The organism is Bacillus nitroreducens (assembly GCF_964021195.1).
This window is the reverse complement of the sequence record NZ_CAXHYI020000003.1, coordinates 1,616,454-1,633,442: the sequence shown is the minus strand read 5'-3', so window position 1 is coordinate 1,633,442 and position 16,989 is coordinate 1,616,454. Positions and strand designations below refer to the sequence as shown.

Sequence of the window (16,989 nt, the reverse complement as noted above, 5' to 3'; positions counted from 1 at the left end):
GAGATTCCCATTAAACTTATGACTAACAAGATGTAACCAGCAAAGTTTGTATGATCTAAAAAAGACGTAATAGGCACCAGCACCTGCAACTCAATAACTAACTACTGCATATAAAATACGTTTCACTTTCATCACACCTATGTATATTTTCTTTAGATGAATCAAATCTAGGATTTCATTAACTTTATTTTTCCTTAAATATTTCCATAAGTTCGGCTGTTGCTTCATCTGTGTTCTGAACGTAGGAGACGAGTTCCTTCATCTGTCCGTTCTGGTTTTCGATTGACGAGGTAATTTCCCCGAGAGATGCGGTTGTTTCTTCGATAATTGCAGCAAATTCGTTCACTGATCTTTCAATGCAAACAGATGAATCTCCAATTTGTTTCGAGATTTTTTCAAAATGTTGTACAGCTTCATTCAACTCCGCAACCGTATCGTCGATGACAGTAAATACACCTTTGGTATCGTTTGTAAGCCTTACACTCTCGTCCATTTTTTGTGCATTTTCCGACATTTGCTTCTGTGTTAAGGTAGTGTTTTCATTGACCTCCTTTAAATTCCTAGAAATGAGGTTTGCTGTGTTAGAAGTAACCTCAGAAAGCTTACGGATTTCGGCTGCCACAACTGCAAAACCTCTTCCACTATCACCCGCACGAGCTGCTTCGATTGAGGCATTCAGTGCAAGGAGATTTGTTTGGGATGCAATTTCCTGAATGCGGTCCGTGAATCCGTTTGTCTCGTTGATTTTTTCAACGAGTTGATTCAATGTTCCAGACATAGAATGTACGGATGACTGGAAGTCGGTGATTTTTGAAAGTAACAGATCAATCGTTTCCATTCCATTGTCAGCTGCCTGATTCGTATTTTCCGTTTGAAGACTAAGATGGTTTGCACCTTTTAACAGTTCCTGGACAACACGGTTCAAATCCTCGATAGATTCAGTGATCGTTGACGCTGCTACATTTTGGCTGTTCATTCCTGCAGAGATTTCAGTTACCGCAGTCGTCATCTCATTAAAGGCATGCATTTGCTGCTCACCTTGCCTGCGAATATTTGTGATGTTCTCACTTATTGTTTGTGAGCTATCCTCAAGTTGCGCGGCATGATGTCCTCTCATTTCTAATAGTTGCTCCGTGTGCTGTTGCGATGCTTGAATATCCTGAGTCAATCGCCCTGTCACAATGCTCTGGAAAACGAGAGTCGCAATGATCACGGTGAAAATCAAATAGTAGATAACAATTTCCTTTGAGGTATATCCAAACTCCTGTCCACTTGTCACAAAAAATAAGATCGTTATGAAAATCGCACAAACCACACCAAAGAATAATATTTTTCGCTTATTATAGATTGCAACCGCTGTCATTAAGTATAAAGGCAAAAGAACGATTGGAGCTGATTGCGAGCTAGCCATAATCACGTAGAGAACGACTGAAATTCCTACAACCGAAAAATAAGGAGTCTGGGATAAAAATAGATTCTTTACAATAAGTAAACATAAAATGGAAAGAAAAATCGCTCCACCAATAGCAATCGTCAAAATCATTTGAAGTGGCTGTCCAATCGAAACCTCTACAATTATTGCAAGAATAATAGAAATCAACGAAACAACCCCAACCAATTTATTCTTTCGAATCAAATCCTCTCTCTTTAACTCTTCCATAGATAAAACCATTTCCCCCATAAGGTCGTCCCCCAATAATCAATCTACCTCCATTTTACATTTTTTTCATGTCATTGAACAGTGAAACATGGGTGAAACATGGGGACGGTTCTTAAAGGGGACAATCGGAAGTTTTGCGCGAAAGAAGGCACATTGAACGGTTATGAACCGTTCAATGTGCCTTCTTCTTTTTGTGTGCTATTACGTAATACGCAAAATTTTTGATTGCCAAGAAGAATGAAGTCGCGGTCTCGGCCTATGGGAATTCATTCTTTGCTTTTCTCTTGTTCTTCGTGATTTCCTTGGTTTAGATCTGTAAAAAGTGTATTTTTTCATGGACAATTTGATATTTGGGCATACTTTCCCCCTCCCCATTTAAGCGGCTTTAAAAAAGTGTATTTGGTTTGAGGTTTTCAAGGTACTTCTTCTTTTTCTGAAACAAATGATTTAAAGTGTGAAACCTTACAAGATGGACATAACGTGACATCTTTCCCAGTAAGTTTAGAAATGATTTCAATCGTATTTAGTCCTTCAAAATCTGGTTTGTAACTGGGACTATTGGTTAATTTTCTACAGAGTGAAAGCTTTGTTTTTTTATTTCGGTTGGCAAGTAGTCCGTAATGTCTGATTTTTACTAATCTCTTCGGGAGTATATGCATTAAGAATCGCCGAATAAATTCTACACCTTTCATGGTAACCGTCTCTTTTTTACTCTTTTTTCGATAGTCTTTTACTCGAAATGTCACCGTATCTTTATTGATTGAAACAATCCGATTGTTAGAAATAGCGATACGATGAGTATAGCGACCAAGGTATTGAACCACAGCTAGGGGGCCCGAAAAGGTCCTTTTCGTGTAGCTGTACCAGTTAAGTGAATAACATTCATCTATTAAACTCTGAAACTTCCTAGGATTTTTATATTGTTTAGCGTCATTATAAAACTCGAGTAAACCAGATTCATAATATTGTTTTAAATAATAGAGATACTTTCCACGGAACTTTTTGGATAATACTTTTACTGGGATAAAGAACTTTTTACTCGAAGCACGCCACTGGTTTTGCTTAGAAAGCCCTCCTGCCATTACTACCGAGTGAATATGAGGGTGGTAATGCAAATTTTGACCCCAGGTATGTAAAACTGAGAACTGACCTATTTGTGCTCCTAAGTATTTGGGATCCAAAGAAAGTTCTGATAAAGTCTCTGCGACAGCCTTGTACATTAAATCATAAAGTAATTTCTGATTATGATAAATGACCATGTGTAGTTGTTCTGGCATGGTAAATACCACATGAAAGTACGGGGCGTTAAGAATATCCTTTTTTCTTTTATCGACCCATACTTCTTTGTTGACCCCTTGACACATCGAACAGTGCCTGTTGCGACAGGAATTATAACTTACTTGATAGTGTCCACATGTGTGACATGAGTAGGCATGTCCACCCAACTTAGATGTTCTACAGTTCATGATAGCTTGTGCTGCTTTGTATTGTTCTCTGGACAATCTGTATTTCTCCTTGTACTCTGGATAGAACTTTAAGAAAACTTCCTGAACGGTGTTCATACTTGATGATCTCCATGAGTATCCAAGGGACTCTTGATTCCCATAAGACTTTTAGAGGTCATGTGTAGGTACTTTTCTGTTGTAGTAAACCTTTTATGTCCAAGCATTTGTTGGATATACACAGGCTCTACACCATCCTCTAATGCATGCGTGGAAAAACAATGTCTTAAAGTATGCGAAGAAATATTCGTATCAAGTTTGAGTTGATCCCTAAGCCTAATAATCGTATTCTTAATACTTTTGACATGAATATGATCGGATGGATTTCTCCCTGGAAAAAGCCAGTCATTCGGTTTAAAGTTTTTTGTGAAATGTATTTTGAAATATTCTCGAAGCACTTTCAGTGCTGTTTCCGATAAAATGGTATACCTATTGGTATTGTGTTTTGCATTTTCAACACGAACTCGCATGGTCTTACTACAGATATCACTTATCTTTAGTTTGGCTACTTCGCTTACTCTGAGCCCACTTCCATAGATTAAATGAAGGATGGCTTTATGTTTTAAATTGTCGGTTGAATTTAATAGTAAGAAAACATCGTCTTTTGATGGGATGACAGGAAATTTTTGAATTCTTTTCATCCTAGGAATTTTTCTATTGTTCCAATCTTTGTCTAACACGTAAGTGTAAAAGAATTTAATAGATGAAATATAATTATTTATGGTTCCAGCTGAAAGGCCTCTATCTCTTTTGAGATAAAGGATGTATTGTTGGATATCCTCTACCGTCATATCTTCTACGGATTTATTTTGTTCCTGGAGGTAATGTAGAAAGGCTCTCATTCTACGCCAATAGGATTCTCTTGAAGAATCTGGGGTACCCTTAAGTTCAAAATACAGCTCGACTTGTTGTTCATACTGCTTCATGTAAGTTCCTCCTGAATGAAATTAATTACTTTGAATCGTAATAAAATCAACAATCAAGGAGGGCCTCTAAACTTAAGGAAAATATAGTAATATATTTTTTGTGAAATACGTGGTATAATCTTCATTAGAAAAAGTATGTCCTTTCTTGGATTGTTTGGTTTGGCGATTAAACAATACCACAAGGTACATACTTTTTCTATTTTTTTATGCTTTTTTGGTCTTAGAGGGCTTTTTTAGAGCCATCGCGTAGCGATTTCGTTCTTCTGCTGTTCGCCTATTTTTTTCCATTACCCTTTGTTTAATCATGTTTTTTACATACCCGAGCTCTTAAAATACTAAAGTGTTACTCCTTCCTTCTATTTTTCCACTTCCACCATAAACGGTTTAATTTTCACGTCTAATACACATGACCAAGTCTTTACATTTATTCAGTATAAGAACGAGCGATTTGTGTTAGTTTAATGATAAAAATGCCTTAGGAGGATTTGTATGCACAAATCTACATTTATGATTATGATGATACTCATGCTCTTTCTTTCTGCATGTTCTGGAGATAATAAAGAGAATGATAAGAGCGAAGGAAATAAGGAAACTACAGAGCAATCACAGAACGAAAACATAGAGGTGGACAAAGGACTATTAAATGTTGAAATCACATTACCTGCAGATATGTTTGAAGGTGAAGACATCGAACAAGTCATAGCTGATGCAAAAGAAGATGGGGTTAAGGAGGTTATCCAAAACGAAGATGGCTCCCTAACGTATAAAATGTCAAAAGCAAAACATAAAGAAATGATGAAAGAGATGGAAACATCCATTAACGAAACGATAGAAGACATGAAAACAAGCGAAGAATATCCATCAATTAAGGATATTACCCATAATAAGGATTTTACGGAGTTCACCGTAATCGTGAATAAATCTGAGTTCGAAAATGGTTGGGACGGATTTGCAGTATTTGGTCTTGGCATCTCTGGAGCGTACTATCAATTGTTTAATGGCGTATCAGAAGAGGACTATAAAATCACGATATCCTTACAAGATGAAGCTACCGGGGAAGTATTTGATAAGACTGTTTATCCTGACGACTTAGAAAATGAAGAGAATGGAACTACACCTGAATAAAACTTTTAGACAAGACGTCTATAGGAGGTTAACCATGTTTAATAAATTCAAACTTGGATTCATAGGACTCCTTACTATTATGGTACTTGTCGGATGTGGACAAGATACAAAAGATATTGAAGTAAAAGAAGATGAACCAAACGAACAAACAGAAACCAAAAATAAAGCAGATAACACAGATAAAAAGGAGACGACGGAACCCAAACTTGGTTCAAGGTCTAACCCTGTACCTCTTCAAAAAACCGCAACGATTGATGATGAGATTTATAATGATGCAGGTGATACCTTTGCGATCAAATTTGATTTAACAGTATTGGAAGTCATTCGTGGTCAAGAGGCATACGACATGTTGATGTCCATGAATGAATTTAACGAGCCTGCTCCCGAAGGATATGAATGGGTTTTAGCAAAAACAAAGGTAAAGTTTGTTGAATCAGAAACAGAAGACATCCCCTTTTTTATTGATGGAGTAATGAACTTTACAATGGTAAGTGAAAATGGAGATATTTATAGTGGCGATGTTTATGCAACAACAGAACCTGATTTCAGTTTTGAAATGTATGTAGGAAGTGAAAAAGAAGGCTATATTACAGGTTTAGTAAAAGCAGGTGAAAAAGCACAGCTCCGCTACGAGGAATTCTTGGGCGGGCATGTATTCTTTAACTTACAATAATATAGAGGGAATTTTACAAAACAGCGGATTCAATTCCGCTGTTTTTTCATATAAGAAAATCATTAAAATGACAACCAAATTAATAATTCATTACAATTTTCTCCGTTTGTTAATGAAGGTTAACAATACGTTAAGAGTTGGTAATTTCAGCTAAATCGACATTTTTTTAACGTATACTGCTCTATAATGACAAGAGTCAATCAAGTTTTATAGACTTTTTTCTAAATAGAGGTGAATAAAGATGGGAAAGCTTCTTCGACATGCTATTCAGTCAAAAAAAGAAGAAATGATTAACACACTCATTCAACATGGAATTTATAAAAAAAACAACAAACAGCTTTATGAATTAACATTAGGTGAACTCGAAGACGAGTATAAAATATTTCTGAAAACCTATGCCACTAATGCCCAAAAGGAAGAACGCGTACTTAACATACATTAAAAGGGACAGCCATAGCTGCCCCTACAATAAATTAACTCAATTTCGATCTTAAATATGCATCAATAAACGGATCAATATCCCCATCCATCACGCTTCCTGTGTTCCCAATCTCTACATTTGTACGGTGGTCTTTGACCATTGAGTATGGGTGGAACACGTAGGAACGGATTTGGCTACCCCAACCGATTTCCTTTTGTTCACCGCGAATTTCGTCTAGTTCGGCTTGTTGTTTTTCAATTTCAAGCTGATACAATTTAGATTTCAACATTTTCATCGCTTGTTCGCGGTTTTTGATTTGAGAACGTTCGGTTTGACACGTAACAACCGTATTGGTTGGTATGTGTGTGATACGAACAGCTGAGTCGGTCGTGTTGACGTGCTGACCACCCGCTCCACTTGCACGATACGTGTCTATTTTTAAATCTTCACTTCTTATATCAATTTCGATATCATCGTTAAACTCAGGCATAACCTCACACGATACGAAAGATGTGTGACGACGTCCTGATGAATCGAACGGTGAAATACGTACTAAGCGGTGTACACCTTTTTCAGCCTTTAAATAGCCATAAGCATTGTGACCTTTGATTAAAAGGGTCACACTTTTAATTCCCGCTTCGTCTCCTGGTAGATAGTCCAATGTTTCAACCTTAAAGCCTTTTTTCTCCGCCCAACGTGTGTACATTCGAAGAAGTAGGGAGCCCCAGTCTTGTGACTCTGTACCACCAGCACCTGGGTGAAGCTCTAAGATTGCATTATTTTTATCATGTGGCTCACTTAAAAGGAGCTCTAGTTCAAAATCGCTTAGGCGGCTAGATAATTGCTGAATTTCTTCATCAAGTTCAGCCTGTAGGTCAGCATCTGGTTCTTCTTTCACAAGTTGATACGTAAGCTCCAGATTCTCATATGAATCATTCAGATCCATAAATTCGTTAACCTGATCCTTTAACGCATTCGCTTCGTTGATAACCGTTTGTGCGGCATTTTGATCATTCCAGAAGTCTGGCATTGACATGATTTCATCTAGCTCTGTAATGCGCGCTTGCTTGGCCTCTAAGTCAAAGAGACCCCCTAAAACCCGCTAATTTCTTAGCCATTTTATCAAGTTCATGCTTAATTTCTACTAATTCCATAAATTTTTCCTCCAAGATGTAGTCTAACAAGTCACTCATTTATTATTTTACTCATTTTTTCAGGTTTAGTCTTGATTTTTTTCGAAGGAAAAGGTGAGAGTCGGCTCTCACCTTTTCTAAACATATTCACATCAATAACTTGCCCTATATTCCACATTATTTCCCGTGACAGTTCTTGTACTTTTTACCACTGCCGCAGTAGCAAGGGTCGTTACGACCGATGTTGACTGCTTTTTGTACAGGGCGTTTCTTCGGCTTTTCTTCGGCTCCTTCTTTTGGTTGAACAGCTTGGCCTTTTGCGACTTCTTCACGTTGAAGGTTGTTACGGATTTGCGCCTTCATCACATATTTTGCAACATCATCTTCGATCGAAGCAATCATGTTCTCAAACATCGCAAAGCCTTCAAATTGGTATTCGCGAAGTGGATCCGTTTGACCATACGCACGTAGATGAATACCTTGACGAAGCTGATCCATTTGGTCGATATGGTCCATCCACTTGCTGTCAACTGCACGTAGAACAACAACGCGCTCGAACTCACGCATTTGTTCTGGTTCGATTTGAGCTTCTTTTTCATCGTAGCGCTGCTTAACCTTTTCAAAAATGAGCTCGATCATTTCTTCTGGCTCTTTTCCGCGAAGGTCGTTCTCTGTCACGTCACCCTCAAATAAAAGGTTGGCATTGACATGATCTATAATTCCTTTGTAGTTCCAGTCTTCCTGAACTTCTTCCTTCGGTGTATGAGCATTGACAACACGCTCAAGAGAAGACTTGATCATATTTTCAACAACTTCACGAAGGTTCTCGGAATCAAGGACATCGAAACGTTGCTTATATATAACTTCACGTTGCTGACGAAGTACATCGTCATATTGTAGAAGCTGTTTACGAGCATCAAAGTTATTACCCTCAACGCGTTTTTGCGCCGATTCTACCGCTTTTGAAACCATTTTACTTTGAATTGGCTGGGAGTCATCCATACCAAGACGTTCCATCATATTTTTCATATTGTCAGAACCAAAACGGCGCATAAGTTCATCTTCCATGGAAAGATAGAACTGTGTCACACCTGGATCTCCTTGACGTCCTGAACGTCCGCGGAGCTGGTTGTCAATACGACGGCTCTCATGACGTTCCGTACCAATAACAGCCAGACCTCCAAGTTCCTTTACACCTTCGCCAAGCTTGATGTCAGTACCACGACCAGCCATGTTTGTCGCGATGGTAACCGCACCCTTTTGACCCGCTTGCTCAATGATCTCAGCCTCACTGGCATGGTTTTTCGCATTCAAAATATTATGCTTAATCCCTTTTTTCAAGAGGTACTTTGAAATAATTTCAGACGTTTCAATCGCAACTGTACCAACTAAGACAGGTTGTCCCTTCGCATGGCGCTCAGCGATATCCTCTGCAACTGCACGGAACTTTCCTTCAATTGATTTGTAAATTAAATCTGGACGGTCATCACGAGCGATTGGACGGTTCGTTGGAATAACGACAACGTTCATGTTGTAAATGTTGCGGAATTCCTCTTCCTCTGTTTTCGCTGTACCTGTCATACCAGAAAGTTTCTCGTACATACGGAAGTAGTTTTGGAACGTAATCGTAGCAAGCGTCATGCTTTCGTTCTGAATTTCAACGCCTTCTTTCGCTTCAATCGCTTGGTGAAGGCCTTCACTATAACGGCGCCCCTTCATAAGACGACCAGTGAAGCTATCTACGATCACAATTTGTCCATCCTCAACGACATAATCAATGTCACGGTGCATACTCGCATTCGCTTTTAACGCTTGGTTGATATGGTGGATTAATGTGACATTTTGTAGGTCAAAAAGATTTTCAACACCGAATACATGCTCAGCTTTTGAAATTCCTTCTTCCGTCAGCTGAACACCTTTTGTTTTTTCATCATACGTGTAGTCTTCATCTTTTTTCAGGTTCGTGACAAACCCGTTCGCTTGAACGTATAGAGATGTTGATTTTTGTGCGGTACCTGAAATAATCAATGGTGTACGCGCCTCATCGATTAAGATCGAGTCAACCTCGTCAATGACGGCAAAATAAAGCGGACGCTGCACCATTTGTTCCTTATAAAGGACCATGTTGTCACGTAAATAGTCGAAACCAAATTCATTATTTGTTCCGTACGTAACATCCGCCTTGTAAGCTTCAATTTTTTCCTCACGGGACATGGAATTTAAGTTCAACCCAACTGATAGCCCTAAAAATTCGTAAAGTTGGCCCATTTCATGCGCATCACGGCTTGCAAGGTATTCGTTGACAGTAACAACGTGAACCCCTTTACCTGTGAGAGCATTCAAATAAACAGGCATTGTGGAAGTTAAGGTTTTACCTTCCCCTGTCTTCATCTCCGAAATATTTCCTTCATGTAGGGCAATACCCCCCATGAGCTGTACGCGGTATGGATGTAAGCCCAACACACGCTTAGCACCTTCACGAACAACAGCGAAAGCTTCAACTAATAGATCATCAAGTTTTTCACCTTTTTGATAGCGTTCCTTGAACTCTTCGGTTTTGTTGCGAAGTGCTTCATCTGAAAGCTTCTCCATATCTGGTTGGAGTGCCTCGATTTTATCAGCAAGTGATTCCAATCTTTTGATTGTGCGTTTGTTTGGATCAAAAACTTTGTTTAAAATTCCAAGCATTATGTACGCTCCTCTATGTTAAAATTCGTCTAAACTCAAATTATGTATATCCTTTATTTTATCATTAAAAAGGACAAGGGTAAAATATTATTAGGTTTCGTGATTTGAGGGGATTCGACAAAAGATAAAAGTGAAATCCAGTTATAGATGTAAGATATGTTTTTAGAGATTAAAGTGTGATTATGGTGGGATATAAAAAACCCAAGAATACCGTTACTAGTATTCTTGGGGTTGCCTTTAGTTTATATGTTATGGAAATTTAATTCGGTTCAATAATCCCGTACTTACCGTCTTTACGACGATACACAACATTGGTTGTGTTGGTTTCCGCGTTGGTGAAAACGAAGAAGTTGTGACCGAGCATATTCATTTGTAGTATCGCCTCTTCACTATCCATCGGTTTCAAATCAAAGCGCTTTGTACGAACTAAATCGTACTCCTCATCCTCGATATCTTGCACTGCTGTAGCTGTTGCAGATCCACCATTTGCAAACAAGGTACGAGTAGAACCTTTCTCACGAAGTTTTCGGTTGATTTTTGTTTTATATTTACGAATTTGACGCTCTAGCTTTTCAGACACAAGGTCAATCGCTGCGTACATATCTTCACTAGACTCCTCAGCACGAAGGACAAGCTGCGGCATTGGAATCGTGACTTCTATTTTATGATCCTTTGCATTATTTACTTTTAAGTTAACGTTTACTTTTGCGTCTGGAGTGCCATCGAAATAGCGTTCAAGCTTTCCGACCTTTTTCTCAACATACTCTCGCAATGCTGGAGTTACCTCAATGTTTTCACCACGAACGTTGTAATTCATACATGAACTCCTCCTTTTAACTTGATTAGCATGTGCTAATCTAACGTAATGCATTGGACACAGCCTAGACCCTTTTAGGGTATCCAATCTGTGAATCAATATAACCCTTTTTCATTTAAGGTTATATTAACTAATTCTCCACACCCCTTCCCAATTCCTGCTTTTTTGTAAAGAAAATATGAAGATATTGTGAATTTGTAAACATACAGGCAGGTTCAAGTGGGACAATGGACAGGTCTGTCAACCAAGCAAGTAAGCGAATACGAACACTCCCTTATTCACTCATAATTGTAAATTTGTAAACATTATGTGTAGGTGTAGAAATATATGCATGTCTTTGGTGAGTTATGAATGGATCTTGTGTGGATTCGTAGATGAGTTACTATGAAGAATTCTTTAGTAGTAGTATCTCCAAAAATTGGATTTTTAGTAGTTGAAATGTTGGGCTAACATTGAAGCAAATTTACGATCTGTGATGGATGGAATATCTTACCGCCGATGAAGATGGTAACCTAATCGCGGTCCATCGGATGGATGATGCGTGGTTAGCAAGCATTGATATCGCTCAAAATAAGGCTTGGACATCTGTGGCAGTAAAAATGCCATCTTCAAACTTAGCGGATGCAACAGATCCAGCTGCTGAGTTGTATGGATTAAATACGACAAACAACGGTCGCCTCGTCGTGTTCGGTGGTGGAATTCTCTTGAGGGTGATGAAAAAGTTGTGGGGGGATATTGAAGTTAGTGGTAGTTCAGTTCCACATGACGTTCAAGTGTCTTACTAAATGCAATAGCCACCTCTCTTTGGTGGCTATTATCTATTTCTTCTTATCAAAAAACATCCCATCAGCAGGGGCTGATTGGTAGGGATTGATGTATTTAGTCGTCGATGCTTTTCGCTTTTTTTGATTGGCGATGTCCTGCTGGATCTCTTTTTTTATAACATCCAGTTTTCCATCAATGAACTGATTCATTCGGACAATCTCAGCACCAAGTTTATGTTCTTCCTCAGTAAATGGGGGCTTCACACTTGAGATGAGCTCCTCTCGTTCATCGAGTAGGCCCGTGATGTTTTCAATAACCTCATCACGGTTTTCCTGATTAACAGGCTCTGACAAGATACCTTGTAGTTCCTTAGTAATACGATATAGGCGAACAACTGGATTCACTAAATGTGCCCACCCTGGCCATGTTGGCGCTGACGATTTTGTTGAATCACTTGTTTCCATGTGTCACGGAACTCCGTAACAAGGCCTTCCACTTCATCTAAAATAGCCAGATCATTTTTCAAATTCGCTTCCATCAGGCGACGATTCATATAGTCATACATTGCCATCATGTTCTTTGACACATCCACATTCATGTCTAACGTCACCATGAATTCACGGATAATGTTTTGCGCCTTTTGCAAATTAGTGTTTTTCGCTTCAATATTCTTTTCTTCCATCGCTTTTCGAGCGAGTTTAATAAATTTCAAACAACCATTATAGAGCATTAACGTAAGCTCACCTGGTGATGCCGTTGTAACAGAATTTGTCTGATATGCTTGATATGGGTTTCCAATTGCCATTTACGTTACACTCCTTCGATTAACTAAAGAAATTCTGCATTAGAAAAGCTGATTGTTGGTTTGATTGAGCAATTGCTTTTTCCATAGCCGTGAATTGCCGCCAGTATCGGTCTTCAATTTTCAAAAGACGGTCTTCGAAACGGTCGATGCTCTTTTCCAACCTTTCAAGGTTTTTACCGATTGTATATCTCTGGGTGGTCCACGTCGTTTTACCTGCCCGTTCACTTACCTTATCCATCGTTGCAGTTAAACTATCATACAAACGATTCACGAGCCCTTTTTCAGCATAGGTTGCTCCGTCTGCAGTAAATAGCTTTTGTACTGCCTCAGGATCTTTTTCAATTGCCTCTTTTAATTTCGCCTTATCGATTTCAAGTTTTCCACGATCTAAGTAATTCGCAGTCGTTTTGATTCCAATACTAGCTAATTGATTAAAAGGTGAGTCCGACGAAAGATTCGAAACGGGCGTATACAAGTCCATCCGAAATTGATTTAATCCACTAGATAACATAGAGTCTCGTCGAATTAACCCACTCTTTGCTTTTTCCTCCCACAACTCTGCCTCTCGATCAGACAAAGCTTCACGCTCTTCACTTGATAATGGCTGGTAACTTCGATAACGCTCTTCATTCAACTTTTCATTAATTTTTTGAATGGTCTCATTATATTTTTCAATAAAATTTACAATATTATCGACAACTGCATCCGTATTTGTTGTGACCCCAACAGTTACAGGAGGGTCATTAGAATCAAAGGTGTCCTTTAAAGTAAAACTAACACCATTAATTGTAAAATTATTTGATAAACGTTCTGTTTCTAATCCATTGATCACAAATTTGGCGTTTTGGCCACCTGTTTCAGTTGAACCCTGAAAACCTAATACATTATTTAGAAAATCTCCAGAAACTTTTATCTCTTCTCCATTTGTATTGAAATTTCCAGTTTTAGACCTTGTAAGAGTAACCTGTCCAGTAAAATCATCGTAAAATGCATTCACACCAACAGATGAACTACTGATGCGGTTCATTATACTTGTAAAAGAACTTGATCCTTCCACTGAAAACTTCTCTTTAACAGACTCTCCATTTTCATTAAAGGTTTCAAGTCCAAATGAAAAATAGTTTTGTTTATATTCTGCCTTTATGACATCGCCTTCTTCTAATGGCTCCGAAAATGTCAATTTTCCAGTTTCAAGATCAACAAAAACATGTCCAGTTTTATCAGATAAAGATTCCCACTCATTAGAAGAGTAAACAGGAGTGTAGGACGTTTCTACACTATCTTTAGTTACTACGCTAATTGACATCCCTTCTGTGGAAAGCGCACTTTTTGAAAGCTGAAAACTCACATTAGGATTCGTTTCAGTATCAGATGGCTTTGGTACAGTTATTTCTTGTGTAAACCCTTCGATAAAATAATCCACCGTAACATTACTACCTTTTGCTAGCGGTTCCGAAAAAGTAAGTGTCGGTTCAGTTGTTCCATCAGAAACTAATAGAACTTTATTTTTTATGGAAGAATTATTAAATTGAGTTTCATCTTCAAATACTGTGTAAGAAGTACCGTTTATCTTAACTTGCATATTTTCTATCGAATCTTGATCCATTTTAATATTAATCTTACTAAGTTTCACAGTGTTGGTAGGCTCAGTAATGTTCAATATGTCTTTTGCAAGTCCACCCTGTTTCCAATTAAATTCTGTGTTGTTAAATGTATCCTTTTGACTCCAAATACTAGCATTAGTATCTAGTTTTTGGCCTTCCTTCGTCACACTTCCAGCATTTACTTTTGTAGCTGCAGTCGCAAGTTGCTCTACCTTCGTTAATGTGTAAGACACATTACCTGCTGCCGCACTTGCTGTTGCTGTTACCTTAGTTTCATTGGAGGAAGTTGTACTCTTCGCACGATATGTTGAAGAAAGCTTCATATTAAAAGTTAGGTCACGTAACGAAAGGAGTAGTGAATTCATGCTACGGTAATCGTCACGTTGCCATTCAAGAATTTGCTTTTCTTGGTTCATCTTATTAAGTGGAAGTCTCTCAGCCTTCATTAGATCTTTCACGATGGAATCGATATCCATCCCACTCGCCAATCCACCAATCCTTATGTTCATCGGTGCTCACCGCCTTTAAATCTTTTTATCTACGACAAAACCAAGAAACTCGGTCATTGCTGCATAAATATCTAGTATTTTTTTTGATGGAATTTCTCGAACCACCTCATGAGTATCATTGTTTACAATTGTCACGTAATATTCATTTAAATCCTCGTGTAGTTCAAATTTTAAAGAGGTATTATTTGGTTCTAAAAATTTATTTAAACTGTCAATTACTTGTTTGATGTTCTCTTTTGAGTCTATCTGGTATGTAGAGACAAATTCCTTTTCTCTCATACCTTCTACTTTATTATTGTGAGTTTCAGTTTCATATTTTTTGTTAGATAGAGAATAATCTAAGTTGAAGTTCATCGCTGTGTTAGAAGAGATTTTATCAATGGACATATCATTTCCTCCTAGACGAACGGGCCTTTATTAGTTATATCGGAGGAAATTGACAATATTTTAGTTAATTAACTTGATTCAATAGAAAATCTAAAATTAATTTTTCATATAGATACGCTTTTCATCTCCCACCTAATTCATTCCCATACAATGTTGAGTATTTTAACTTCAGCAGTTCATAATAATAGAGACTTTTCCATATCCAAATTAAGAAAGGAGTATATATTTTGCTAGCTAAGATTTACGGGCTTATCACTCCTATATTTTTGTTAGGCTTTATTTCAACCTCACATGCAGAGGAAGTAGAAACATTTTCTATTGATCTTCCTTCAACTAACGGAACGATTCCTTTGAACATTCAGGAAATATCAGTCCATGGAATTGAATTTTCCCATACGTCTGAGAATACTTATTATAATCGTATAAGAGATGTCATAGACACATATGAAATCGCTACAGAACCAACCTCCTACTTAAAAATCACGAAAAGAATCGTAGATAATGATGACTATTTCATCTTCACGACATTAGAAAACCATAGTAACCAGCCGATTCATTTGGATGTTACTTTTCATGTTGCGGATACGAGTTATTACTCTTTAGATTCATTTGATCGATTCAGGACTGGTCCGAGAATAAACGATGAAATTAACGCGGATTTAACCACCAATCCGTTTGGCTTATTGACAACCTTCAAGGAAAAACAGTTTGATTCAAATTTTATGGTGGGTAAATTGTATCACTCTAAAGTGATGAAAGAAAGGCATGATGATGGAAGACAAAGTATCCTGAGGGAGCTCATCTCTGAAAAACAAAATTTTGAAATTGATATAAATAAGGATGAGCTTCTTCTTAAAATAAACATGGAGTCACTGGGTGAGGATATCATGGACCATTGGCTTTTAGCATCCGATAAACCCTTATTTGATTCAAAAAAATCATATGAAGATTGGATGTCAATTTATCGCAAATATAGATACAAAAATAATACTTGGTATACGGCCGATGGTCCTTACGCAAAAGTAGTGAAGTCGGCAAAGCCAGCACCAAAATCCCAATTACAATATGCACGTAATTTGTTAATTGTTCGCGAAGATATACCGTTGTCACGATACAAAGAAACGGGGGAAAGATACTTTTATGATCTCATTCTAAATTCAGTTGCAAACCTTGAGATTTTTAAGGGAGAAAAGAATTATTGGGAGACGGAATATACAAGCCATTGGCTCCAACAAAAATATGGCATTGAAGCCCCATACATCGATACTCGACATAATGAGGGTGTTGCCTTATTCCTAGAAGAAGTCGGGAGATTGTTCAATTTACCTGAACTCGAACATACATTAACCAACTATGCAGATTTCCTTGTAAACCAAATCGAAAATGGTTTTGTGATTGAGGTTGACCAAGACGCCTATTTAATTAGTGATTATTTTACATACCACCAGGCAACCAAAAAGACTCACAGTTCTTTAAACCATGTGCTTGGTGGAATGAATCTACTTCTTGAGACCTATCAAAAAACAGGGGATAAAAAATATCTTACCGCTGCTACGTATGTACAGAATGGAATCGACAAAATTGGCACCGATTGGCTGAATGATAAAGGGGATACTTGGTACCAAATTAACACCGATCTTACGTTTCAAGGCGAAGATTACACCTTATTGACATTAAATGATCTACTCAATTCGTTGGAATTATGGAAAAAAATCGATAAGAGCCGTACAGAGGTGATTGAAACCTTGATAAGGTCCAAAGCGATGTATTTACAAGGAGAAGGTATTAAATTCACCGATGAAATTGATACGCTTCTTCAAAAGAATGGATTTGAGGAATTATTGAATCAAAAAGAAAAACGAGATAAAAAATGGTCAATATTTCGGATTGAGTTTTGATGGGACAGGGGTTCATCTTCGTCACTTCTATATATTATAAAAATTAAAAAGTTATAAAATGAATTAAAAACGATGG

At 37.8% G+C, this 16,989-nt stretch carries 15 protein-coding genes; 5 read left to right on the top strand and 10 right to left on the bottom strand.

Translation table 11 applies throughout. The features are described from left to right. Positions 1-184: 184 nt before the first annotated feature. From ACWPVE_RS11625 to ACWPVE_RS11615, 3 genes are all read right to left on the bottom strand, one after another. Positions 185-778, bottom strand: a complete 594-nt coding sequence (locus ACWPVE_RS11625; protein ID WP_453997484.1) for a methyl-accepting chemotaxis protein — start codon at positions 776-778, stop codon at positions 185-187. Between the two features lie 1,295 nt (positions 779-2,073). Then, positions 2,074-3,222, bottom strand: a complete 1,149-nt coding sequence (locus ACWPVE_RS11620; protein WP_453993480.1) for an IS91 family transposase — start codon at positions 3,220-3,222, stop codon at positions 2,074-2,076. Continuing rightward, on the bottom strand, positions 3,219-4,088 hold the full coding sequence (locus tag ACWPVE_RS11615) for a tyrosine-type recombinase/integrase (RefSeq protein WP_453990210.1): 870 nt from the start codon (positions 4,086-4,088) through the stop codon (positions 3,219-3,221). Before ACWPVE_RS11615 ends, ACWPVE_RS11620 begins: the two co-directional genes overlap by 4 nt. Before the next feature lie 489 nt (positions 4,089-4,577). On the opposite strand from ACWPVE_RS11615, the gene ACWPVE_RS11610 reads away from it, so the two are divergent. The 3 genes from ACWPVE_RS11610 to ACWPVE_RS11600 all read left to right on the top strand — a co-directional run bounded on the left by ACWPVE_RS11610 (position 4,578) and on the right by ACWPVE_RS11600 (position 6,328). Then, a complete protein-coding gene (locus ACWPVE_RS11610; protein WP_453993478.1) occupies positions 4,578-5,213 on the top strand; it encodes a hypothetical protein in 636 nt (211 codons plus the stop codon). Between the two features lie 34 nt (positions 5,214-5,247). After that, positions 5,248-5,886 carry a hypothetical protein gene (locus ACWPVE_RS11605; RefSeq protein WP_453993476.1) on the top strand — a complete coding sequence of 213 codons (639 nt, stop codon included), beginning with the start codon at positions 5,248-5,250 and terminating at the stop codon, positions 5,884-5,886. A gap of 241 nt (positions 5,887-6,127) precedes the next feature. Continuing rightward, positions 6,128-6,328 carry a Fur-regulated basic protein FbpA gene (locus ACWPVE_RS11600; protein WP_453993474.1) on the top strand — a complete coding sequence of 67 codons (201 nt, stop codon included), beginning with the start codon at positions 6,128-6,130 and terminating at the stop codon, positions 6,326-6,328. A 31-nt stretch (positions 6,329-6,359) separates the two neighbouring features. Here the strand turns inward: ACWPVE_RS11600 and prfB are convergent. The 3 genes from prfB to hpf all read right to left on the bottom strand — a co-directional run bounded on the left by prfB (position 6,360) and on the right by hpf (position 10,945). Next, a protein-coding gene (gene prfB, locus ACWPVE_RS11595; RefSeq protein ID WP_453993472.1) for a peptide chain release factor 2 occupies positions 6,360-7,461 on the bottom strand; the annotation gives its coding sequence in 2 pieces (ribosomal slippage) (positions 6,360-7,388 and positions 7,390-7,461; 1,101 coding nt in all). 156 nt (positions 7,462-7,617) lie between these two features. Beyond that, positions 7,618-10,128 (bottom strand): preprotein translocase subunit SecA, encoded by a 2,511-nt coding sequence (gene secA, locus ACWPVE_RS11590; protein WP_453993470.1) that lies wholly within the window; start codon positions 10,126-10,128, stop codon positions 7,618-7,620. A gap of 259 nt (positions 10,129-10,387) precedes the next feature. Continuing rightward, positions 10,388-10,945 (bottom strand): ribosome hibernation-promoting factor, HPF/YfiA family, encoded by a 558-nt coding sequence (gene hpf, locus ACWPVE_RS11585; RefSeq protein WP_453993468.1) that lies wholly within the window; start codon positions 10,943-10,945, stop codon positions 10,388-10,390. A 479-nt stretch (positions 10,946-11,424) separates the two neighbouring features. Between hpf and ACWPVE_RS11580 the strand changes: the two genes are divergently transcribed. Beyond that, positions 11,425-11,730, top strand: a complete 306-nt coding sequence (locus tag ACWPVE_RS11580) for a GlcG/HbpS family heme-binding protein (RefSeq protein ID WP_453993466.1) — start codon at positions 11,425-11,427, stop codon at positions 11,728-11,730. Between the two features lie 33 nt (positions 11,731-11,763). On the opposite strand, the gene ACWPVE_RS11575 is transcribed toward ACWPVE_RS11580, so the two are convergent. The 4 genes from ACWPVE_RS11575 to flaG are packed head-to-tail and all read right to left on the bottom strand — an operon-like array spanning position 11,764 to position 15,015. Beyond that, on the bottom strand, positions 11,764-12,114 hold the full coding sequence (locus ACWPVE_RS11575; protein ID WP_453993464.1) for a flagellar protein FliT: 351 nt from the start codon (positions 12,112-12,114) through the stop codon (positions 11,764-11,766). Continuing rightward, on the bottom strand, positions 12,114-12,515 hold the full coding sequence (gene fliS, locus ACWPVE_RS11570) for a flagellar export chaperone FliS (protein ID WP_453993462.1): 402 nt from the start codon (positions 12,513-12,515) through the stop codon (positions 12,114-12,116). Before fliS ends, ACWPVE_RS11575 begins: the two co-directional genes overlap by 1 nt. 19 nt (positions 12,516-12,534) lie before the next feature. Further along, positions 12,535-14,628, bottom strand: a complete 2,094-nt coding sequence (gene fliD / locus ACWPVE_RS11565) for a flagellar filament capping protein FliD (protein WP_453993460.1) — start codon at positions 14,626-14,628, stop codon at positions 12,535-12,537. Between the two features lie 15 nt (positions 14,629-14,643). Next, entirely contained in the window at positions 14,644-15,015 is a 372-nt protein-coding gene (flaG, locus tag ACWPVE_RS11560) for a flagellar protein FlaG (protein WP_453993458.1), read from the bottom strand. 227 nt (positions 15,016-15,242) lie between these two features. Between flaG and ACWPVE_RS11555 the strand changes: the two genes are divergently transcribed. Then, complete coding sequence (locus ACWPVE_RS11555; RefSeq protein ID WP_453993456.1) at positions 15,243-16,913, top strand: hypothetical protein; 1,671 nt, start codon at positions 15,243-15,245, stop codon at positions 16,911-16,913. Positions 16,914-16,989 lie beyond the last annotated feature (76 nt).